Raw genomic sequence first — 21,945 nt, 5'->3', positions numbered from 1 at the left:
CTTCGGCGAGTTCACCTGGGTGCTTCCGGTGCTGCACGTCGGCATCATCGGCATGCTGATCCTCACGCGCTGGTGGGAGTTCTGGACCAGCTGACGCGGCGGCTCCGACAGGCATCTCTCGTAAGGCAGCTCTCGTAAGACAGCTCGCGCAAGGAGACATCACCCATGGTCAAGGGAGCAGCGGCCGAAGGGCCGAGCGCTGGACGGTTCACGCGCCGGGCCACGATGCGCAACCTCATCGGAGCGGGCCTCGCGGCCGTGGCGGCGCCGGCCGCGCTCCTCTGGTCGACACGGCACACGGACCGGAACCTGCCGTCCGACGACCTCGGCCAAGGCGCGTTCGACGAGATGTACGAGGGCCGCCACATCCGCGGTTCGAGGGCCGTCCCGGGTCATCACCACACGGGCGCCGACTGGGACATCACCGTCGACGGCCGCCCGCTCCACCTCATGCGGCGGGCCGACGGCGGCTATCTGAGCATGATCGACCACTACCAGTCGTATCCGACGCCCCTCATCGCCACCCGCAGGGCAGTGGACGAACTCGGCCGCGGCCAGCAGCTGCGCGGCGAAAGCGCCTGATCACCGCCCCGCACATCGGACCGGAGGAGCGAACCGACGTGGTCTACACCCGCAAGAACCAGGCCCGGCTCACCAGCACCGAGAAGCGGCGCTTCGTGAACGCGCTGCTCGAGCTCAAACGCAAGGGCGAGTACGACGCGTTCGTCCGGACCCACATCGAGCACTACGTGTCCGACGGGGACAGCGGACTGCGGGTGGCCCACATGACGCCCTCGTTCCTGCCCTGGCACCGCAGGTTCCTCCTGGAGTTCGAGCGGGCCCTGCAGCGGGTGGACTCCTCGGTCTCCGTCCCGTACTGGGACTGGACGGTGGACAGGTCACCCCGCGCCTCGCTCTGGGGCAGCGGGCTCATGGGCGGCAACGGGCGGCGCGCCGACCGGCAGGTCATGACCGGCCCGTTCGCCCGCGCGAACGGCATCTGGGTCATCAAGGAGGGGGAGACGGACGGCGACTTCCTCATGCGCGACTTCGGCCGCCCGCAGGACCCGATCGCGCTGCCCACCGCGGACCAACTGGCCTGGGCCATGCGCGACCCCGTGTACGACACACCGCCCTGGGACTCCACATCGTCCGAGGGCTACCGCAACAAGCTCGAGGGGTGGACGTCCGGCGTCGGCAACGACAAGTGGCGCAACCACAACCGCGTCCACCGCTGGGTCGGCGGGCACATGCTCGGCGGCGCGTCGGTCAACGACCCCGTCTTCTGGCTGAACCACGCCTTCGTGGACCTGCTGTGGGACCGCTGGATGGCGCGGCACCCCGACTCCGCCCCCTACCTGCCCGAGAAGCCGCCGGGGCCGGGCCGCGGCCCGCTGCACGGCAGTATCGCCGCCCGCCACGAGGCGATGCCGCCCTGGGGCGCGAAGCCGGACGACCTGCTCAGCCATCGCGGCATCTACCGCTACGCATGACAGCCGCCGCTGTACGCATGACAAAGCCCCCGGCGGTCCAGGACCGCCGGGGGCTTTCGCACAGGGGCGATCAGCCGCCGTAGCCGCCGGGGCCACCGGGGTTGCCGTGGCCGCCGTGGCCGCCGTCGGCGTTGGCGCACTGGTTGCCGAACGCCGGGTTCAGCAGCCCGATGACGTCCACAGTGTTGCCACACACGTTGACCGGGACGTGGACCGGAACCTGGACGAGGTTGCCGGAAAGGACGCCGGGCGAGCCGACGGCCGCACCCTCGGCGCCCGCGTCCGCCATGGCCATACCGGTGCCACTGAGCACCACGGCGCCCGTGCCGAGGGCAACAGCGGCTGCCTTCGCGATGCGAGACATCACGTTCTCCTTTGAATTGACGAGTACCGCCGCATGCACGCGGCCGTACTGTCCCTTCAACGGCGCCGTGGTCACCAGGTAACGGCACCGATCGGTACATCATTGGTGAAATCGGCCGGGAGCCCGTGTCCAGCGCTCCGCGCGAGCCGTTGCGCATCACATGATCTCAACACGACGCATGGCCGCCGCCCTCGCTCTCGCCGCCGGTGCCGCCGCCCTGGCCGCCCCCGCCGCGAACGCCGCCGAAATCTCCCCCACCGGCACGATCGACTCGCTCGGCGCGAGCGCGATCCCCGAGGAGTACCGCGCCGAGGTGCCGTCGGTCACCAGCCACCTGAATGGGGTCAACGGCCTCTACGAGCTGCAGCAGCTGCACCAGCTGACCGACCTGGCGGCGCCGGTCGTGGGCGTACTGCCCGCGATCGAGGGGTAATCCGCGAGGAAGACGCACGAGAAGCGGAGAGGCGGGGCCGGGCCCATGGGGGCTCTGCCCCGCCTCTTGCGTTGCGCAGGGGTGCGGGCGCGGATCGATTCAGGGGCCCGCGGATTTAATTCCGGTGACTGTCGAGGGCAAGGCTCCCTAAACTCACGGCATTCAGCATGCAGCATCCAGTGAGCAGTCAGCCAAGTGAGGGGGCCGGGCCATGCGTTACCGCACTGTCGTTCGTGCTTCCCGGTCGCGGTTCGACGTGATCCTGGTGTCTTCGCGGATGCGGTGACGGCTGCGCGGCCGTCACTGAGGTCCGTGGCGAACTCCTGACCCACCGACCGGCCGTGTCATGCCCCGGCCAGGTCGCGCTCCGGCCAGGACATGCTCTGACGAGGTCATACCCCCAGAGTTCTCACGCCCGGAAATAGCGCCGCCCTGTTCTGCATCAGAGCGAAAGGCCTCGGCCATGCGCACCAACACCCAACACCTGTCCGTCGGTTCCACCCGTTCCACCCTTTCCCCCCGCACATCCGCCGACGTCCGGAATCTCGGCATCCTCGCCCACGTCGACGCCGGCAAGACCACCGTCACCGAACGGATCCTGTTCCTGACCGGTGCCACCCACAAGAGAGGTGAGGTCCATGACGGCACGACCGTCACCGACTTCGACACGCAGGAACGCGACCGCGGGATCACCATCTTCGCCGCGGCGGTCAGCTGCGCCTGGGACGGCCACCGGATCAACCTGATCGACACCCCGGGCCACGTCGACTTCGCCGACGAGGTGGAGCGCTCGCTGCGGGTCCTGGACGGGGCTGTCGCGGTGTTCGACGCCGTGGCGGGGGTCGAGCCGCAGAGCGAGTCGGTGTGGCGGCAGGCCGACCGGTACGACGTGCCGCGGATCGCGTTCGTCAACAAGCTGGACCGGGCGGGCGCCGACCTCGACGCGGCGGTGGCATCGATGAGGGAGCGACTGCACACGGTCCCGCTGGTGGTGCAGCTGCCGATCGGCCGGGAGGACGAGTTCACCGGTGTGGTGGACCTGCTGCGGATGCGCGCCCTGGTCTGGCGCCCGGACCATCCCACGTACGAAGTGGAGCCGGTCCCCGAGGCCCTGCGCGAGCAGGCGCACCGGCGCAGGCACGAGCTGGAGGAGAGGGTGGCGGAGCTGCACGCGGCGGCGATGGAGGAGTACTGCGCGACGTCGACGCTCCGCACCCCGACCCTGACCGCCGCACTGCGCGATCTGACCCTCAGCGGTGAGGGCGTGGTGGTGCTGTGCGGTTCCGCCTACCGCAACCGCGGCATCGAACCGCTGCTGGAGGCGGTGGTGTCCTACCTGCCGTCGCCGGTGGACGTTCCGGCGGTACGCGGAACCCATGGCGACACCGTGCAGGAACGCGCCGCCGACCCCGAGGCGCCGCTCGCGGGCCTGGCCTTCAAAGTGAACGCGACGGCGACGGGGCGGCTGACGTACGTACGCGTGTACTCGGGAACGATCACGAAGGGAGAGACGGTGATGGACGCGGGCACGGGCCGCACCGAACGGATCGGCCGCATCCTGCGCGTGCAGGCCGACCGCCACGCGGAACTCGACCGGGCGACGGCAGGGGACATCGTGGCCGTGGTGGGCCTGAAGACGTCCCGCGCCGGCACCACGCTGTGCTCGCCCGGCGCGCCCCTGACCCTCGAACCGCCCGCAGTGGCGGCATCGGTGGTCTCGGTGGCGGTGGAGTCCCACAGGAGCACGGACACCGGCCGCCTGTCCTCGGCCCTGGCACGCCTGGTCGAGGAGGACCCCTCGCTGGCGGTACGGGTCGACCGTGAGACCGGCCAGACGGTCCTGTCCGGCATGGGCGAGCTGCATCTGGAGGTGGCGGTGGAGAAGATCCGCCGCGCCCACGGCATCGAGGTGGGCGTGGGCCGCCCGCAGGTGGCGTACCGCGAGACGGTCGTGCGCGGGGTGTCGGGTCTGGTGTACCGGCACGTCAAACAGGACGGTGGCGCGGGCCAGTTCGCACACGTGGTGCTCGACGTCGAGCGCCTGGAGGCGCAGCCGGAAGCGGCCCACACCTTCGTCTTCGACTCCACGGTCACGGGTGGCCGGGTGCCGCAGGAGTACGTGCGTGCGGTGGAGGCTGGCTGCCGGGACGCTCTCGCCGACGGCCCCCTGGGCGGTCATCCGGTGACGGGCCTGCGGGTCACGCTGACCGACGGAGCGACCCACTCCAAGGACTCCTCGGAGATGGCGTTCCGGACGGCGGGCAGATTCGCACTCCGCGAGGCGCTGCGCGCCGCGGTACTCGAACTCCTGGAACCGGTGGTGGAGTTGACGGCCACGGTCCCGGACGACGGGGTGGGCGGCGTACTGGGCGACCTGGCGGCCCGCCGCGGCCGGGTCACGGCCTCGACGACCCGCTCCGGCATCGCCACGATCACGGCAACGGTCCCCCTGGCCGAACTGTTCGGCTACGCGTCGCGCCTGCGCAGCCGCACGCAGGGGCGCGGCACGTTCACGACGCGGCCGATGGGTTATGCGGGGGTTCCGGCGGCGGTTTCGGCGGGGGTGCTGGGTCGGTAAGTACACCGCCCCGTCGGCCTGCAGAGCAACACAACAAACCGCGCACGCGGACCCCCAGTTCAGTTTCCGCCCCGCCGGATCTCATCCGGCGGGGCGGAGGTGCGGGGTCTTTGCGCTGGTGAGTAAGGGGCTGGGCCGTCACACCGGCGAGAGCCACTGAAGTCATGAGGCAGATCACGCCACATCAGTCCGAATTCCGTTGCGTCTGCAATGCACCACGGGAGAGTATGTTCGATACGCTTACGTGGCGTGAGTGGCACATGCGCTTGCTGTGATCGACGACCGGACGCAGAGCGCAACATAGTTGACGAGTTAACGGGGGTGGACTCATGAAGTTCGACATGGGAGACACGACCCTCGCGGTGCTGGGGAAGAACACCGTGGGGTCCAGCGACGACCTCGGGACGCTGATCAGCTTGCTGGTCCAGGCGGCCGAACCGCTGGAGGGCAAGTTCAACGGGGCAGGCAAGGCGACCTTCGACTCGTTCAAATTGCGCGCGGATGAAATCACTTCGGATCTGAACGGGGCACTGTCCTCGATCCTGGGCGGGCAGGCCGGTATGGATACCGCGTTCGGCTCCGGCGACCAGGAGCAGTCGGACAACGCCCACCAGAATATGGGCGCGGCCAACTTCGACAGCGCCCGCTTCTCCGGCTGATCCTGCCGAGTCGGCCTGCTCGCGCACCCAATACTTCGCACACAGGGGGAACTCCGCCATGGCTGGAAACCAGGACCGCCGCTCCTACGACACCGGCGCTTCGTCCGACGTGCAGGGCGGCCTGCAGATCATCATCGGTCAGCTGGAGCGGGTGCTCGGCGACCGCGACCGCGCAGTGAAGGCCGCGATGGCCGACTACCAGGCCGACGGCGTGTCAGACGACTACCACGGTAAGGAAGTCCGCTGGAACAAGGCAGCCAACGAGGTACGGGAAATCATCCGCCTCGTGCGTACGACGCTGGAGCAGAACGACGGCACCGCGCAGTCGACGCTCGCGCGAGCGCGCGCAGCGGTCGACAACATCGGCTGAACGGAGCGCCGTTGCGGGTGTGCCGGCGCGGATACGGGTCACGGGGCTGAAGTAGGGGGTTGGCATGCCGAAATGGGACATTGAGCCGGGCGGGGTGAAGCTCGTCCTGTCGCACGTGAACGATGTACTGGGCACTTTGGACCGGCACGTCGGCGAGTACGGCGAGGACTTGGGGGGCGCTGCGAAGTGGTCCGGTGCCCTGGTGTCGGGGGGAGCCGACGGCGGAGGCCAGAGTCCGGTCGGAGGTCTGGTCGCCGCCGCGCTCGTCGAGTTCGCCGAAGGCACCGCCGAGGATCTGGAGTTCATCGGCGTGCGGGCCGGGCAGTCGGTCAACGGCGCGATGCTGGCCACCGCTGCCTACGAAGCGGGTGACCTGGAGATCGCGGCCGAGCTGCAGCGCTCCGCGGCCAGTGTGGTCGACCCGATCCTGGAGCGGCCCACACCCCTCACGCGGGGTTCGCTGTGATCACTGCGAAGGATGTCCCCCACTTCAGCGGTGACCTCGAGCAGTTGGAGCAGCACGCTTCCGGGCTGCGGGCCCATGCCGGCGCCCTGCGCCAGGCGGGGGGTGCGGTGCACAGCAAGTTCCAGGGCCTTGGGGCCTTCTACCGGGCACCCGAGGCGGAGGAGCTCTTCGCCTCCACGGCGCCGGTGCGGGATCGAGCGGACCTGTTCGCCTCGAAGATCGAAACGGTCGCCCGAGCGCTGGATGATTACGCTGGCGCGGTACGGCCCATTATCGCCCGCCTGGACCATCTCCGGACTCAGGTGGCCGACTTCAGGGCGAGCCTGAAGACCGACAGCGGCGAGATCGACGACGAGTGGACCCAGGACCAGGGCAAGATCGACCAGCACGCGGCTCTGTGGGGCGAGGTCGCCCAGGCTCAGGCCGACTTCACCAAAGCCGAGACCGCCGCCAACAACAAGATCACGGCTCTGGTCGACGGCACCCAGTACGTGCCGCAGGGCTACAAGGGCACCTTGGTCCCACGCGGTATGCAGGTCTACGGCTACACCGCCGAAGCGCTCAAGCACGCCGACAAGCTGCCCTGGGGCACCCCTGAGGCCCTCACCTACGACAAGTTCGACCTCTCCCACCATGTGAGGGAGGCCAGCGGCAGCATCAAGGACAACGTCGTCGGCACCGTCACCGGGCTCGTGGACCTCGTCAGCCCCGGAGCTGACGGCGATGCGGCCCGCAAGGGTCTTGGCATGACGGTCCTCGGCCTGGAGTCCTACCTCTTCGACCCGCTCAACAAGCAAGACTCGCCCTGGAAGAAGCCAGTCGCCGAGGGCCGCCCGTACACCAAGACGTTCGCCAAGGCCCTGGTCGGCTGGGATGACTGGGAAGATCACCCAGGCAAGGCCACAGGCACTGTCTTCTTCAACGGCCTGACCCTCGCCTCAGGACCGCTGGCCGCCGTCTCGAAACTGGCCAAGGGCGGCGCTGTCGCCAAAACCGCTGGCACCCTGGCCAAGGTCGGCGAGGCCATCGACCCCCTCAGCGCGGCAGCCAGGACCATCGGCGCCACCACTCGAGCCGCACCCAAGATCGCAGACGTCACCGCCCGAGTCCGCGCCGGATTCGGCAACGCGCCTGGTGCCGGCTCCGCCAGCACCATGTGGAGGTTCGCCCCACACTCTCAAGTCCACGTTGGGAACGGCGAACTCACCATCCTAAAGAACGGCGTTCCGGACACCACGCCGCCCCGTGTCGAACTCTCCGCCGATGAGCGCACCCCCTCCATCGCCGCGCCCCGGGACCACCAGAACGTCATTCAGAGACCCGATGAGATGCCAAAGGGAGGCGCGGCCGCCGAACGAGCAAACGCGGGGGCGGAGGCGCTGCCGCGAGGAGGGCCAGTCCTGGTGGGCGCGCATGCTGGTGATGATGCGGCAGCAGCCCTCGGCCGGGGCGGGGACGTTCCGCCGCGTAGCTCGCCTCTTCAAGGGCCAGGAGCTGCTTCCCGTACCGGAGACGGTGTGGGCGGAGCTGCCGGGCGGGCCGGGGACGATATCGGTGGAGTGGGCCGCGATGTCTCAGGGGGCACCGCATCACACCTCCCCCCTGGCGCATCAGGCGGTTTCACCAACGGCCCCTCAGCCAGCCATGAGCTCCCCGGCTCCGGTGGTCGCACCACAGGCCCAGGTGGTGGCGATCACACGCCGGGCGGCACCGTCAACCACGACGGCGTCTCCGTCGGCGGGCACACCACCACCGGGCACGGCGCAGGTTCTGCCGGTAGTCATGGTGATGGTGTGGTCGGAGGCGATGGGTTCGGCGCGAGAGGGCAGGCGGACACCCTCGATGGTCTGTCGGAGATCGATCCGAGCAGGTACAGCAGACCGCATGACGAGATGCCTCATGAGCCCACCGGACCGCTGAAGCCGGAGCAGGAGGCTCGTCTCCTTGCTGAGCTCAGTCACGCGAAAATAAAACTGCGCGATCAGGAAGCCGTTCTCCACAGCCTCCGCAAGGATCCCTACGGTGCCAGTGTTGCGGAAATCATTAGCCGTGGGCACCTTCGGGGTACAGAGAATTACAGCAAGATTCTCGATATGTGCAAGCAAGGGCCCAGTCGCAGCAGCCCCGACAGCATGGTTCCTGCTGCCCACATGGCACTGGTTCATGCCACCGAACTGCAAGGTCGGGGGTTCACACGCCTCGGGTTCGAGTTCGGGGAGCCCACTGATCTATGGGACCTCGACGTGTACACGAGAAATGCTGATGGCGAGATCGACTACGCTTACCAGCTGAAGAACGTAGCCAGCAAGAAGAAGCTGATCAAGAATGCCGAGAGTGCGATCGAGCAGCTGCGGTACGAGTACATGAATCATGGTGTGGCTATCCTGGACGTGCACCATCCTATGTCGATCCTGCGCCCAGGAGCATTCAAAGCCATCGAGGAAGCAGCGATGGATGGTGGCGCGACCGTACTGCTGCGCTTCGAGGACGGCGCGATCAAGATTCCGGCCGACGGCCCCATTTACCCCTGAGAGAACTTCATGTCGACACTCATGCGAGCAAAAAAGGAATGCGGATCCTGGTTTTGGGACCTGGACGGGACCGTACCATCCGGTCTTAACTCTGCATTGAGCGTCGCAGCAAGAATGATCGAGGTGCTCGATCAGTTCGAGCTGCTTTCGCCGAGCAGTCTGGAATACATGTGGCTCGCCCCGGGGAAAGGGTTCACAGGGGTTATGAGCACGGTCTTCATTCGAAACCTGACAGACCCAGAAATCCCTCACAAAATCTCTGGAAGCCGTCCTGTAGCTTTCCCTGATGCGAAGGTCCGAGACTTCAAGGTCATTGGTAGTGGAGTCTGGTACGACACTGAGGGGCACCCCCGAAAAGAGCCCCGTATTGTTGATTTGTCTGTCACAACTTCCTCATACGGTCCGACCGCAACCCTTTCAGTTCACCACGACATTTGGAGCTGGTTCGGCTTCTCTGGCCGTCCACATCCGGAGGTGCAGAGCAGGAATGCCCCTCGGCTTGCCGACGCGCTGCGCGAACTCAACTCTGCACTCGGCGTGGAAGCCGAGACAGGTGAGCCGACGTACTTCGGGCATGCCGTCGGCTTCGGCATCAGTAGGCCGGACGCCGATGAGAGTGGGCTGGGGCCGGACCTGACGGACAAGCTTTAACAGCCATGAGCTGGATACTTCCCCCGAGGCCTCGTGCGGGGACAGGCGGCCCACACAGCCGTGCAACGCGTGTGCCGCGCTCCTCAAGGCGCTCGGGGTTCGTGTCATCGGTTGAGCCTGCCGTTCCAAAGTGGCGAAGAGAGAGACCGGGGCGTAGGAACAACTCGCATTTCAGCGCAGTAGTTAATGCGCATCCTCAGCACCAGGCGCTCCCTCCCCCTGGCGCGCGGACCACTTCGCGACCTTCTGGGCAGCTGATGCAGTCGAGGCAACGCCCAGCAGGCCGCGCCTCAAGACATTTAGAAGGAACCATGTCATCTCCCTGTCCGCTTACAGAGGCCTGTGAGCCCATCTGATGGCAGCTCAGGATTACGACAGCCAGCTCTTGGAGTCGGTGTCGGTTAGGCGCCGACGGCTGCGCGATGCCCTCCTGTTCGGAGCACAGCGGCAGCGGAGGACCGTTGATGAGCGGTTGGGGAAAGTGGTCGCCGGATTGGTGGTCGCGGCGATCTTGTGTGCCGGATGCGTGGGATGGTCGTTCGTCTCACACCGAATCATTGGGAAAAGTCCCTACGAGTCGTCGGTGCCCGATTCTCCCAATTCCCCGGCTTCTTCCTCATCACCTTCCCATCCGTAACCCCTTCCTCTCGATGATAGGTTCGAACGCGTGATATCTGCGGGGCCGTTGAGCCGCACGAGCGGGACAAGTCGCACGGCCTTGAGCCGGGTCACTCTGGTGGGAGAGCAGCGGCGGGTGGACCTCGTTCTTCCTTCGCAGGAGCCGGTCGGGCTGCTGCTTCCCGAGGTGCTGCGGCTGCTCGATGACAGAGCTGCCGCCCGGCCCATGCTGCGGCACCTCGTCACCGCGGACGGTTCGGCGCTGGCGCACGACAGCACCCTGGAGTCTGCCGGGATACCGGACGGTGCCGTGCTGCGGCTGGTGCGCGTCGAGGATGCGCCGTCCGCGCCCGTCGTTCATGACGTCACCGATGAAGCTGCCGATGATCTGGATGTGCGGGCCTGGCGGTGGCGGCCCGCTGCTCGGCGGGTGGTGGCGGGGCTGGCCACTGTGTTCTGGGTGGTGGTGGCCGGGGTGTTGGCCGCCGGTGAGTTCGAGTTGGCCGCTGCGGGGCAGGCTTTGGTGGCTGTCGCCGTCGTGCTGAGCTGTTCCGGGGCTCTGTTGGGGTGGCGGAAGCAGGCCGGACTTGCCGCCACGTTGATCGTGTCTGCGGGAGCTTTGGGCTCGCTCGGTGTGCGGACGTTGGGTGATGCGTACGCCTGGGGGAACCCGGTGCTTCTGGCGGGCCTCGCCCTCGACGCCGTACTTGTGTTGTTGCTTCTGGGGTTGTTTTCGCCGCTGGGCCGCGGGGCTTTGATCGGGGCCGCAGCCGCCCTGGGGTGTCTGGTCCTGTGGGAAGCGGCCTTCGCTCTGCAGGACGGTGCTCGGACCGAGGTCGAGCAGGCCCGTATGGGGGCGTTGCTCGCTGTCGTGTCCGTCGTGGTGCTTGGTGTGCTGCCTCGGCTTGCCTTGATGGCATCGGGGTTGTCGGGGCTCGATGACCGGCGTACGAGCGGGGCGTCAGTGAGCCGCTATCAGGTGGGTACGGCGCTCAGTGCCACGCATCGTGGACTGGCCCTGGCCACCATCGTGTTGGCCGTATCTGCCGCAGCGGCCGGAGTAATGGTGTTGCGTGCCCCCTCGGTGTGGACAGTCCCGGTGGCTGCGGTCACCGCCGTGGTCCTTGCGCTGCGGGCTCGTGCCTATCCACTCGTCGCGGAGGTGGTGGGGTTGTTCGCAGCCTCGGCCGTCGTCGTTGTGGGGTTGGTCATGGTGTGGACGGAGCGGTCGGCCGCCGGGGGGCCGATGGCTCTGCTGGTCGCGCTCGCCCTGATTCCTCTGGTGGTCCTTGCGGTGCAACCCCCCGAGCATGTGCGGGTGCGGCTCCGCCGCGTCGGCGACGTGTTGGAGTCAGTGGGCGTCATTTCCCTGTTGCCTCTGGTCATCGGGGTTTTCGGCGTGTACGGGCGACTGCTCGACACCTTCGCGTAGGGGCGCGGCATGGCTCAGCAGGGAAATGATTGGCAGCGTGACGTGCTACGGGAGTTGGGGGCCGCTTCCGCGGAGTCGACTGCTGTGCTGCATCTGGCGGCCTCGGAGTCCGCTCCGGAGCAGCCGCGGACCGCGACCCCAGCACCCCGTCCGTCGGCATCCACCCAACCCGCGCCGCGCGATCCTCGCCTTCCCCTGCCCACCCCGGAGTCCGTCCCCACCGTCGATCCGCGCCTGGCCCGCGCCCTGGGCGGCCCGCAGCACGGAGACTCCGCCGCGCGGCGCACCGGGCGCTCACTACGTAAGCTCACTGCCTCGGCCGGGCAGGAGGTGGCCGAGCAGACACGTCTCGCTCGCGAGGTGCAGCAGCCGGTCACCACCGGGCGGGTCATCGCCGTGACCTCCATCCGCGGCGGCGTAGGCAAGTCCACCGTCTCCGCCCTGCTGGCACGCACGTTCAATCACTACCGGCACGATCCGGTGCTCGCCCTGGAGGCCGATGCCGCGCTCGGCACCCTGCCGGTGCGGCTCGGAGCGGAGTCCGTGCGCTGGGCGTGCGCGGATCTGGCCCAGATCCTCAGCCCAGCCATGCAGCTCACCGATGTCACCGGTTACCTGGTGCCGGTCACGGACGGCGGCTGGTTGCTGCCCGCAAGCCAGGGACGTGTCGGAGCCCCGCTCGACGTGCCCACCTACCGCACCGTCACCCTCGCGCTGCGCCGCTACTTCGCCGTGTCGGTGGTCGACTGCGAGACGCTGCCCGGCGAAGTGGCGCGGACCGCGATGGACACCGCCCACGCCCGCGTCGTGGTCGCCCCGATGACCGCCGAAGGCGTCAACGGCACCCGCCTGGTCCTGGACTGGCTGGCCCAGCTGCCGCACTCGGCGCTTGCCACAACCGTCGTAGCCCTGTCCGCGAACTCCCCTGATACAACGCTCGACTTGAAGACGGCCGCCGCGCACCTGCGCGAGACGGGAGCGGCCGTGGTGCCGCTCCCCTACGACCGTCATCTGGCCCAAGGAGGCCCCATCCACACCGGCATGCTCGGCCAGAGCTCCCGCGAGGCCGCCGTCCAGCTGGCCGCCGAGGCGATGGGGCGGGCGGTGCGGGTGCGATGACCCAACACCTCATACACCGCCCGGCCCGCTCCACCCGGCCTCTCGGCGCTGCTCCTGAACGCACCATCGAGCCGCCCCCGAACCTGCCCGAGGGCAAGATGGGCAACGCCGCGACCGCGCTGCTTCCGATGGCTGGCGTCATGGGCTCGGTCGTCATGATGACCGTCATCCGCAACAGCCAGTTCGCCGCCATCGGCGCGATCGTCCTCGTCTTCGCCCTGCTCGGCGCGGTGGCCCTGTTCCTGTCCCAGCGCGGCAAGGCGCAGCGCACCCGGCGTACGCAGCGCGAGCGGTATCTGGAGTACGTGGAGGAGCAGCGCGACGAACTCGGAGCGGTCGAGCGGGAGCTGCGGCGGCAGGCGCGGGTTCTCAATCCGCCCCCGGAGGCGTTGTACGACCTGGTGCGCGATCCGGCCCGGCTGTGGGAGCGGCGTCGTCTGGACGCGGACTTCCTGCGGGTGCGGCTGGGCACCGGCGATGTGCCCGTGCAGGGGCTTGCCATCGGCCAGAACCAGGGCAGCGGGGTGCTGACCCCGCCTGACCCGTTCATGCTCAACGAAGCACGAGCCCTGCAGCACCGGTTCACCACCACGAGCGACTTCCCGCTGACCGCGCCGCTGGACAGGGCGGGCAACGTCAGCATCATCGGCGAGCGGGACAACGTACTAAGTATCGCCCGCGCCCTGCTGATCCAGACCGCCGTGACGCACGCCCCCGACGATGTCGCCATCGCCCTTGGCGTGCCCGGCGAACGTCTGGCCGAGTGGGAGTGGGCGAAGTGGCTGCCCCACGTCCTCGATGCCCAGCAGCACGACGGCCCGGCCGCCGCCCTGCGCATCGCGCCCAGCATCGAGCAGCTCGCCCGGCAGTGCGCCCCGGACCTGCGCCGCCGCTCCTCCTACGCCGCCGAAGTACGTCGCGGCCTCTCCGACCGCAACGCGCTGCGCATGAACGACCGACTCCTGGTCGTCAGCGACTGCCACGGCAGCACGGCCATCGAACTACCCCGCCCTGACACCGCCGTCGATCTGACGGGCATGGGCGTGACCGTGCTGCACCTGCTTGAGCAGCAGGTCCACGAACCCGACCAGGTCAGCGTGCGGATCGTCGTCGACGGCGACCACGTCCGTGTCGAAGACCTGCGTGCCCCCGACGCACTGCCCGGACAGGGCACTCCGGATGAGATGAGTCTGGGGGGTGCCGAAGGACTGGCCCGCATGCTCGCCCCGCTGCGCCTGTCCGCCGAGTCCGCCGCTGAGGGCACCCCCATCTCCGGCCCCGTCGACTTCCCCACCCTCCTGAGCATCGACGACCCGGCCGCCCTCGACCTCGACAAGCTGTGGGCGCCACGCGGCGAACGCGACTTCCTGCGCGTACCCATCGGCCTCAACGACCGCCACGAACCCGTCCTGCTCGACCTCAAGGAGTCCTCCGAACTGGGCATGGGCCCGCACGGCCTGTGCGTCGGCGCCACCGGCTCCGGCAAGAGCGAACTCCTGCGCACCCTGGTCCTGGCCCTGGCCGCCACCCACTCCCCCGAAGACCTCGCGCTGGTCCTGGTCGACTACAAGGGCGGCGCCACCTTCGCCCCCTTCACCCAGCTCCCGCACGTCGCAGGCGTGATCACCAACCTGGAGAACCAGGCCGGACTCGTCGAACGCGTCCACACCAGCCTGGCCGGCGAGGTCAAACGCCGCCAGCAGGTCCTCAAGGACGCAGGCAACGTCGCCGACATCGGCCACTACGCCGCCCTGCGCGCCAAGCAGCCCGAGCTCGAGCTGGAGGCACTGCCGCACCTGTTCGTTGTCATCGACGAATTCGGCGAACTCCTCAACGCCAAGCCCGACTTCATCGACCTGTTCCTCTCCATCGGCCGCATCGGCCGCTCGATCGGCGTACACCTGCTGCTGTCCAGCCAGCGCATCGAATCCGGCAAGCTCAAGGGCCTGGAGACCTACCTCTCCTACCGCCTCGGCCTGCGCACCTTCTCCGCCGACGAGTCACGCACCGTCCTGGACACCGTGGACGCCTTCCAGCTGCCCCCGCTGCCCGGCTTCGGCTACCTCAAAGTCGACACCTCCACCTACGAACGCTTCAAGGCGGGCTACGTCTCCGGCGCCCACCGCGGCCCCGCCCTGCGCGAGCAGACCGACGCCGAACCCCTCGCCTGGCCCTACCCCACCTTCAACACCAGCCAGAACCCCACCACCGGCGCGCCCGAAGAACCCGCGATGCGGGAGCGGGAGACCGGCCCGACCGTCCTGTCCGCCATGGTCGACCAGCTGTGCACCGCCGCCCCTCCGGTCCGCCGCATCTGGCTGCCGCCGCTGCCCGACGCGATCTCGCTCGACGCCGCCGCCGGACCCGTCCAGGCCTCGGAGCGCGGCCTGCACCTGGCCACCAGCGCAGGCCCCATGCAGCTACCTCTGGGCGTCCTGGACGACCCGGCCAAGCAGTGGCAAAAGCCCTGGATCCTGGACCTGACCGTGGCCGGCGGGCACGCTGCCGTCATCGGTGGCCCGCAGTCCGGCAAGACCACCCTGCTACGTACCCTCGCACTCTCCCTGGCCCTGACCCACACCCCGCACCAGGCCGCCGTCTACGGCCTCGACCTGGTCGGCGGCGGCCTGACGGCGCTGGCCGGACTGCCGCACGTGGGCGGCATCGCGGGACGCGCCGACCACGAACGCGCCGCCCGTACCGTCGCCGAGGTCCGTGCCCAACTGGCTCTGCGTGAGGAGCTGTTCCGCGAGTACGGGATCGACTCCGTCGACCAGCTGCGCCACCTGCGCGCAAGCGGCAAGCTGACCGAACTCGGCTCCACCGACATCGTGCTGCTCATCGACGGATTCGGTGCCCTGCGCGACGAGTTCGCCGAGCTCGACGACACCGTCGCCGACCTCCTCAAGCGTGGCAGCGGTTACGGCATCCACATCGTGGCGGGCATGTTGCGCTGGAACGACGTGCGCATCGCCACCCAGTCCATGTTCGGCACGCGCGTCGAGCTGCGCCTGAACGACCCCTCTGACTCCAGCGTCGACCGCAAGCTCTCCGAGACGCTGAGCGCCGACGCCCCCGGCCGGATCCTGACCGACGCCAAGCTCTTCGCCCACACCGCCCTGCCCCGCATCGACGGCCAACCGTTCACCGGCGACCTGGGCCCCGCCCTGGAGCGCGCCGGACGTACGTTGCGCGCCAGCTGGCACGGCGAACTCGCTGCCCCTGTGCGGGTGTTGCCCGCAGTCCTGCCCGCCGCCAAGCTGCCCTCGCCGGCCGCCGAACCCTCGCGCATCCCGCTCGGCGTCGACCAGGACGCCCTCGCCCCGGCGCTCCTTGACCTGGTCGGGCAGGATCAGCACCTGCTGATCCTCGGCGACAACGAATGCGGGAAGACCAACCTGCTCAAGCTGATCACCCAGCAGCTCATCGACCGCCACAGTGACGAGGACCTGGTCTTCGGGGTCTTCGACCCGCGGCGCGGCCTGCGCGGTGTCGTCCCCGAGCCCTACCGTGGCGGCTACGCCCACAACGCCAAGCTCGCCGGCGCCCTGGCCACCGGTATAGCGGGCGAACTGGAAAAGCGCATGCCGGGGACCGCCGACCCGGACGCGATCACCGACGGGCCGGCCTTCACCGGTCCCCGGATCGTCATACTCGTCGACGACTACGACATCCTCACCACCGCCGGCCAACAGCCCCTGGCGCCCTTCCTGCCCTACATCTCCTCCGCCCAGGACATCGGCCTGCACTTCATCGTCACCCGCCGCGTCGCCGGGGCGTCGCGCGCCCTGTACGAGCCCTTCCTCACCACCCTGCGCGAAACCGGCACCACCGCCCTCCTCATGGCCGGCGACCGCACCGAAGGCCAGCTCTTCCCCGGCCTCTACGCCTCCGCCCAGCCCCCCGGCCGCGGCACTCTCGTCCGCCGAGGCCGCCACCACCAGCTCATCCAGACCGCCCTGGCCACCGAGGCCGACGACACCGCGGAGAAGAAACACCCGTGACCAAGGACGTCATCGCCCTCACCCCCAAGATGCCCGACATCAACACCCTGCTCGCCGGACTCTTCGCCGGCGGTCCCGACCTGGGCATCGACTCCCTGGCCGAGGGTGCGGTCGTCCAGCTCTGCGCACCGAACGGCCGCCCGCTGGTCTCCGTCGAAGCACCTCTGCTCATCCAGGTCCCCGGCGAGGCGCAACGCCTGCTCGGGGCCGAAGTCGCTTCCCCCGACGGGCCGTTCTGGTGGACCGAAGCACGCGCCTCCACCGCCGTCGAGGAGGGCGAACGGCTCGCCGGATCCTTCGCCGGACGCCTAGCAGCCGTCCTGGGCGGCACAGTCTGGCCGCCGGACGTAGCCCACACCGATGTCGTCCCGCTCACCCCCGAGACCGCCACCGCCGCAGCGGCGCCCTCAGCGACAGCGCCCGCCGTGGACGTCCTCACGGACAAGGCCGCTGTCGTCATCCAGGACCGCCCCGTCGTCGCCATGACCAACTGGCTCGCCGACGCCCTGCGCACCGCGGCCGACAGTGACCGCGCCCTGCAGATCGTCACCCCGCCCCACACCAGCCTCACCCTCCCCACCCGCAACGCAGTGCAAGGCCAGCCCAACCGCTGGGTCGTCCAGGACCCCGACTGCGGCTACTACGACGGCCTGTCCGGGGTGCAACTCCACTGGCACGAGAACCACTTCACGCCGGTGAAATCCACGGACGGAAACCCGCGGATCGCGGAAGTTTTCAAGCCCGATCCGGAGCCCGAGTCGGTCTCCAACGCTCCGGGCGAGCGCCAACTGCTCCTCTCCCTCCACACCACCCACGCCGCCGACGAAGACCTCCTGCTCGGCGGCGCCTTGGAAGCGGCCTGGCAGGCTCTCACCGGCACCCCACCGGCCGGCTGGTCCACCGCCGAACCCATCGCCCTGCCCTGGTCCCGACGCCAGCTGACCGAACTGGCCCGCACCCGTGCCCAGAAGAACACCCCCACCTGGCTGACCGCCATCGGCTCCCCGGACCACCCGGCCATCGCCACCACTCACATCACCCACACCTCGGCAGGCATCGAGGAACACATCACGCTCACCCTCGGCTACGCCCCCGCCGAAGCCCCGCCCCTGGACGCCATCGCCCCGCTGGCCAAGATCCTCGCCACGGACCACGGCCTAGCCTCCATGCTCACGTCGCTCCGTACCGCCCGCCGAGACCTCACCGTCCCACCCCGATTCGAAGCCCTGCCCATACCTCTCTCCTTCACCCTGGGCGCAGACGCCGTGAACGACATCGGCCTCCCCCACGCCCAACACCCGCCCCGGGGCCTCCGCGCCGACCGCCTCGGCCCCGCAGCACGGCCCGCACTCCACTACGTCCTGGGCGACGGCACCGACCCGAACTCCTGGACGATCCTCCAGCAGCTCGCCGAGCACCTCAGGCCCGCATAGCCGCGACACAGAGATGAGGCCACGTCCTTCGGACGTGGCCTCATCTCAGCTGCGCAAGCGCTAGACGTTGAAGCGGAACTCCACCACGTCCCCGTCCTGCATCACGTACTCCTTGCCCTCCATGCGCGCCTTGCCCTTCGCGCGGGCCTCGGCGACCGAGCCCGTCTCGACCAGGTCCTCGAAGGAGATGACCTCGGCCTTGATGAAGCCCTTCTGGAAGTCCGTGTGGATCACGCCGGCCGCCTCGGGGGCCGTCGCGCCCGCCGGGATCGTCCAGGCGCGGGATTCCTTGGGGCCTGCCGTGAGGTAGGTCTGGAGGCCGAGGGTGCGGAAGCCGACGTGGGCCAGGGTGGCCAGGCCGGGCTCTTCCTGGCCCACCGACTGGAGGAGTTCGAGGGCCTCGTCCTCCTCCAGCTCCACGAGCTCCGACTCCAGCTTGGCGTTGAGGAAGATCGCCTCCGCGGGGGCGACCAGGGCGCTCTGCTCGGCCTTGAACGCGTCGTCCGTCAGCTCGTCCTCGTCCACGTTGAAGACGTAGAGGAAGGGCTTCGTCGTGAGGAGGTGGAGGTCGTGGAGGAGTTCTTCCCTGCCCGAGCCCTGGACGATGCCCGCCGAGAAGAGCGTGTCGCCCTTCTCGAGGATCGCCTGGGCCTCCTCCACCGCCTTCACCTTCGGAGCGATGTCCTTCTTGATCCGCGATTCCTTCTGGAGGCGCGGGAGGACCTTCTCGATGGTCTGGAGGTCCGCGAGGATCAGCTCGGTGTTGATCGTCTCGATGTCGTCCTTGGGCGAGACCTTGCCGTCCACGTGCACGACGTTCTCGTCCTTGAAGGCGCGGATGACCTGGCAGATCGCGTCCGACTCGCGGATGTTCGCGAGGAATTTGTTGCCCAGGCCCTCGCCCTCGCTCGCGCCGCGCACGATGCCCGCGATGTCGACGAAGTCGACCGTCGCCGGGAGGATCTTCTGGGAGCTGAAGATTTCCGCCAACTTCGTGAGGCGGGGGTCCGGGACGCCGACCACGCCGACATTCGGCTCGATCGTCGCGAACGGGTAGTTGGCCGCAAGGACGTCGTTCTTGGTCAGGGCGTTGAACAGGGTCGACTTGCCGACATTGGGCAGACCGACGATTCCGATCGTGAGCGACACGTTGCGACTTCCCGTACGTGAGTCTGTGGGTGGACGGCCCGGGGGGCCGGAGCGACCGTAGGGCGATCCCCCAGTCTACGGCGTGCGGGCCCCGCCCTCGTCGGCGTACCGCTCTCCTGTCGAACGCTTGGCCAAGGTCGGCCAAAGGGCGTGTCCCAGGCAGGATTATCGGTACGGCGCGACCTAGGTTGGTCCGGTGGAGCAACACAGGACGCGTCCCCCTCAGCCCCAGGCCCGGCCGCGACGCACCGCGCCCCTGCCCCCGCAGGGCAGGCCCGCCGATTCGGCGACGGTCTACCGCGCCCCGTCCCGTCCCCGCCGCCCCGTCCCGCCCTTCGTACGCAACCTGCGGGCACTGCCGATCTACCGCAGACTGCGCGCGATGCCGAACCCGCGGCTCACGGGGCTCGGCAGCGGGCTCTTCTGCACCGCGGCGATGTTCCTGCTCGCCTGTCTGCTGTGGCTGCTCTTCGGCAGCTCGGTCGTCGCGTACGGCGTGCTCTTCCTGCCCGTGAGCGTGCTGACCGCGTTCTGGGTGCGGCCCGCCGACCTGGTGACCGCGCCGGTGGCCGCGCCCATCGCCTTCGCCGTCGGGCTCGTGCCCATCTCCGGGGGCACCGGCGGCTTCGGCGGGCACTTCATGGGGCTGATCACTTCGCTCGCGCTGCACGCGGGCTGGCTGTACGCCGGGACGCTGGCCGCCGGGCTGATCGTGACCGTGCGCAGGATCAAGCTCATGGGGCAGCGGCGGCGGGCGCGGGCTGTCGCCCCGCCCTCCTCCGCCGCCGGGCCTCGCGGGCCCAAGCGGCGGATGCCCACCGCCTAGGAGCGGTCAGGCGGCCCCGGGGTGCTAGTCCTTCTCCGCCGCCGCCATCGCCGCGCCCACGATCCCCGCGTTGTTCTGGAGCTCCGCGGGGACCAGCTCCGCCTTGATGCCCTTGATCAGCGGCAGGAACTTGTGCGACTTGCGGCTCACTCCGCCGCCGATGATGACGAGCTCGGGCGAGAACAGCATCTCCACGTGCGCCAGATACTTCTGGACGCGGTGCGCCCAGTGCTCCCAGGTGAGGTCCTCGTCCTCCTTGGCCTTGGACGACGCACGCTTCTCCGCGTCGTGCCCGTGCAGCTCCAGGTGGCCGAGCTCGGTGTTCGGGACGAGGCGGCCGCCGGTGAACAGGGCGCTGCCGATGCCGGTGCCGAGGGTGAGCAGGATGACCGTGCCCTTGCGGCCGCGGCCCGCCCCGAAGTGCATCTCGGCGACGCCGGCCGCGTCCGCGTCGTTCAGGACGGTGACGGGGACGCCGCCGAGCCGGTCCGAGACCAGCTTCTGGATGTCCGTGCCGATCCAGCTCTTGTCCACGTTGGCCGCCGTGCGCGCCGTGCCGCCGGTGATCACGCCGGGGAACGTGGCGCCGACGGGGCCCGTCCAGCCGAAGTGCTCGACGACCTCGCTTACCTTGTCGACCACGCCGTCGGGCGTGGCCGGCTGCGGGGTCAGTACCTTGTGCCGTTCTTGTGCCAGGTCTCCGCGGTCCAGGTCAACGGGTGCGCCCTTGATCCCTGATCCGCCGATGTCCACACCGAAGATCTGCATGAGACCGACGATACGGCCAGCACCTGGCCTCCGCGTTACTTCTTCGACAGCTCCGCGGCCTCGGCGCGCAGGTCGCGGCGGAGCTCCTTGGGCAGCGAGAAGGTGATCGACTCGTCGGCCGTCTTCACCGTCTCCACGTCTGCGTAGCCCCGCTCGGCGAGCCACTCGATGACGCCGTCCACCAGGATGTCCGGCACGGAGGCGCCCGAGGTGAGGCCGACCGTGCTCACGCCCTCCAGCCAGGCCTCGTCGATCTCATCTGCGCCGTCGACCAGGTGCGACGCGGGGGCGCCCGCGTCCAGGGCGACCTCGACCATGCGGATCGAGTTCGAGGAGTTCTTGGAGCCGACGACGATGACGAGCTCGGCGTCCTCCGCCAGCTTCTTCACCGCGATCTGGCGGTTCTGCGTCGCGTAGCAGATGTCGTCGCTGGGCGGGGAGATCAGGCCCGGGAACTTGGTCTTGAGGGCGTCGACCGTCTCCATGGTCTCGTCGACCGAGAGCGTGGTCTGGGAGAGCCAGACGACCTTGTCCGGGTCGCGGACCTCGACGTTCGCGACGTCATCGGGGCCGTCGACGAGCGTGATGTGGTCGGGCGCCTCACCGGACGTGCCGATGACCTCCTCGTGGCCCTCGTGGCCGATCAGGAGGATGTCGAAGTCGTCCTTGGCGAACCGGACGGCTTCCTTGTGGACCTTGGTGACCAGGGGGCACGTCGCGTCGATCGTCGCCAGTTTCCGCTCGGCGGCCTCGGCGTGGACCGTCGGGGCCACTCCGTGCGCGGAGAACATGACGATGGAGCCCTCGGGGACCTCTGCCGTCTGGTCGACGAAGATGGCGCCCTTCTTCTCCAGGGTCTGCACCACGTACTTGTTGTGGACGATCTCGTGGCGGACATAGATCGGGGCCCCGTACTGCTCAAGGGCCTTCTCGACGGCGATCACGGCACGGTCCACACCCGCGCAGTAGCCGCGGGGGGCGGCGAGCAGGACTCGGCGGGCAGGAGTCGAAGCAGTCATGCCCCCCATCGTAAGGCCGAGCCCAGCGCGTC

At 68.9% G+C, this 21,945-nt stretch carries 19 protein-coding genes; 15 read left to right on the top strand and 4 right to left on the bottom strand.

The window, feature by feature from the left end:
• The first annotated feature begins 165 nt into the window (after nt 1–165).
• Entirely contained in the window at nt 166–582 is a 417-nt protein-coding gene (locus ACIGXX_RS41160; RefSeq protein ID WP_383820578.1) for a tyrosinase family oxidase copper chaperone, read from the top strand.
• A 38-nt stretch (nt 583–620) separates the two neighbouring features.
• Nucleotides 621–1,493 carry a tyrosinase family protein gene (locus ACIGXX_RS41155; protein WP_366462944.1) on the top strand — a complete coding sequence of 291 codons (873 nt, stop codon included), beginning with the start codon at nt 621–623 and terminating at the stop codon, nt 1,491–1,493.
• 70 nt (nt 1,494–1,563) lie between these two features.
• Here ACIGXX_RS41155 and ACIGXX_RS41150 read toward each other — a convergent pair whose 3' ends face one another.
• Complete coding sequence (locus tag ACIGXX_RS41150; protein ID WP_351173186.1) at nt 1,564–1,857, bottom strand: chaplin; 294 nt, start codon at nt 1,855–1,857, stop codon at nt 1,564–1,566.
• Between the two features lie 178 nt (nt 1,858–2,035).
• Between ACIGXX_RS41150 and ACIGXX_RS41145 the strand changes: the two genes are divergently transcribed.
• The 12 genes from ACIGXX_RS41145 to ACIGXX_RS41090 all read left to right on the top strand — a co-directional run bounded on the left by ACIGXX_RS41145 (nt 2,036) and on the right by ACIGXX_RS41090 (nt 18,151).
• Nucleotides 2,036–2,290 carry a hypothetical protein gene (locus tag ACIGXX_RS41145; RefSeq protein ID WP_351173183.1) on the top strand — a complete coding sequence of 85 codons (255 nt, stop codon included), beginning with the start codon at nt 2,036–2,038 and terminating at the stop codon, nt 2,288–2,290.
• 463 nt (nt 2,291–2,753) lie between these two features.
• Nucleotides 2,754–4,868 carry an elongation factor G gene (gene fusA, locus ACIGXX_RS41140; protein WP_399983807.1) on the top strand — a complete coding sequence of 705 codons (2,115 nt, stop codon included), beginning with the start codon at nt 2,754–2,756 and terminating at the stop codon, nt 4,866–4,868.
• A gap of 329 nt (nt 4,869–5,197) precedes the next feature.
• Entirely contained in the window at nt 5,198–5,527 is a 330-nt protein-coding gene (locus ACIGXX_RS41135) for a hypothetical protein (protein WP_399983804.1), read from the top strand.
• A gap of 58 nt (nt 5,528–5,585) precedes the next feature.
• The gene (locus ACIGXX_RS41130) at nt 5,586–5,897 is read left to right on the top strand and encodes a pore-forming ESAT-6 family protein (protein WP_351161619.1); all 312 of its coding nucleotides are present in this window, start codon (nt 5,586–5,588) and stop codon (nt 5,895–5,897) included.
• 64 nt (nt 5,898–5,961) lie between these two features.
• On the top strand, nt 5,962–6,363 hold the full coding sequence (locus ACIGXX_RS41125; protein WP_399983800.1) for a DUF6507 family protein: 402 nt from the start codon (nt 5,962–5,964) through the stop codon (nt 6,361–6,363).
• A complete protein-coding gene (locus ACIGXX_RS41120; RefSeq protein WP_399983797.1) occupies nt 6,360–8,894 on the top strand; it encodes a hypothetical protein in 2,535 nt (844 codons plus the stop codon). The genes ACIGXX_RS41125 and ACIGXX_RS41120 overlap by 4 nt, the downstream gene beginning before the upstream one ends.
• Before the next feature lie 114 nt (nt 8,895–9,008).
• Complete coding sequence (locus tag ACIGXX_RS41115; protein WP_399983794.1) at nt 9,009–9,545, top strand: hypothetical protein; 537 nt, start codon at nt 9,009–9,011, stop codon at nt 9,543–9,545.
• Between the two features lie 355 nt (nt 9,546–9,900).
• The gene (locus ACIGXX_RS41110; protein ID WP_399983791.1) at nt 9,901–10,182 is read left to right on the top strand and encodes a hypothetical protein; all 282 of its coding nucleotides are present in this window, start codon (nt 9,901–9,903) and stop codon (nt 10,180–10,182) included.
• Nucleotides 10,183–10,230: 48 nt separating this feature from the next.
• Complete coding sequence (gene eccD, locus ACIGXX_RS41105; RefSeq protein WP_399983788.1) at nt 10,231–11,595, top strand: type VII secretion integral membrane protein EccD; 1,365 nt, start codon at nt 10,231–10,233, stop codon at nt 11,593–11,595.
• Between the two features lie 9 nt (nt 11,596–11,604).
• On the top strand, nt 11,605–12,714 hold the full coding sequence (locus tag ACIGXX_RS41100; protein WP_399983785.1) for a type VII secretion protein: 1,110 nt from the start codon (nt 11,605–11,607) through the stop codon (nt 12,712–12,714).
• The gene (eccCa, locus tag ACIGXX_RS41095; protein ID WP_399983782.1) at nt 12,711–16,718 is read left to right on the top strand and encodes a type VII secretion protein EccCa; all 4,008 of its coding nucleotides are present in this window, start codon (nt 12,711–12,713) and stop codon (nt 16,716–16,718) included. The genes ACIGXX_RS41100 and eccCa overlap by 4 nt, the downstream gene beginning before the upstream one ends.
• A complete protein-coding gene (locus ACIGXX_RS41090; protein ID WP_399983779.1) occupies nt 16,715–18,151 on the top strand; it encodes a DUF6177 family protein in 1,437 nt (478 codons plus the stop codon). The genes eccCa and ACIGXX_RS41090 overlap by 4 nt, the downstream gene beginning before the upstream one ends.
• Nucleotides 18,152–18,211: 60 nt before the next feature.
• On the opposite strand, the gene ychF is transcribed toward ACIGXX_RS41090, so the two are convergent.
• The gene (gene ychF, locus ACIGXX_RS41085; protein ID WP_361464507.1) at nt 18,212–19,300 is read right to left on the bottom strand and encodes a redox-regulated ATPase YchF; all 1,089 of its coding nucleotides are present in this window, start codon (nt 19,298–19,300) and stop codon (nt 18,212–18,214) included.
• Between the two features lie 196 nt (nt 19,301–19,496).
• Between ychF and ACIGXX_RS41080 the strand changes: the two genes are divergently transcribed.
• Nucleotides 19,497–20,126 carry a DUF6542 domain-containing protein gene (locus ACIGXX_RS41080; RefSeq protein ID WP_361464508.1) on the top strand — a complete coding sequence of 210 codons (630 nt, stop codon included), beginning with the start codon at nt 19,497–19,499 and terminating at the stop codon, nt 20,124–20,126.
• Nucleotides 20,127–20,150: 24 nt separating this feature from the next.
• Here the strand turns inward: ACIGXX_RS41080 and ppgK are convergent, their stop codons facing one another.
• Complete coding sequence (ppgK, locus tag ACIGXX_RS41075; RefSeq protein WP_399983774.1) at nt 20,151–20,894, bottom strand: polyphosphate--glucose phosphotransferase; 744 nt, start codon at nt 20,892–20,894, stop codon at nt 20,151–20,153.
• A gap of 35 nt (nt 20,895–20,929) precedes the next feature.
• On the bottom strand, nt 20,930–21,922 hold the full coding sequence (locus tag ACIGXX_RS41070) for a 4-hydroxy-3-methylbut-2-enyl diphosphate reductase (RefSeq protein WP_351173147.1): 993 nt from the start codon (nt 21,920–21,922) through the stop codon (nt 20,930–20,932).
• Between the last annotated feature and the right edge of the window lie 23 nt (nt 21,923–21,945).

This window comes from Streptomyces sp. NPDC055243 (genome assembly GCF_044544025.1).
Taxonomy (GTDB): domain Bacteria; phylum Actinomycetota; class Actinomycetes; order Streptomycetales; family Streptomycetaceae; genus Streptomyces.
This window is presented reverse-complemented; position numbering and strand designations above follow the sequence as displayed.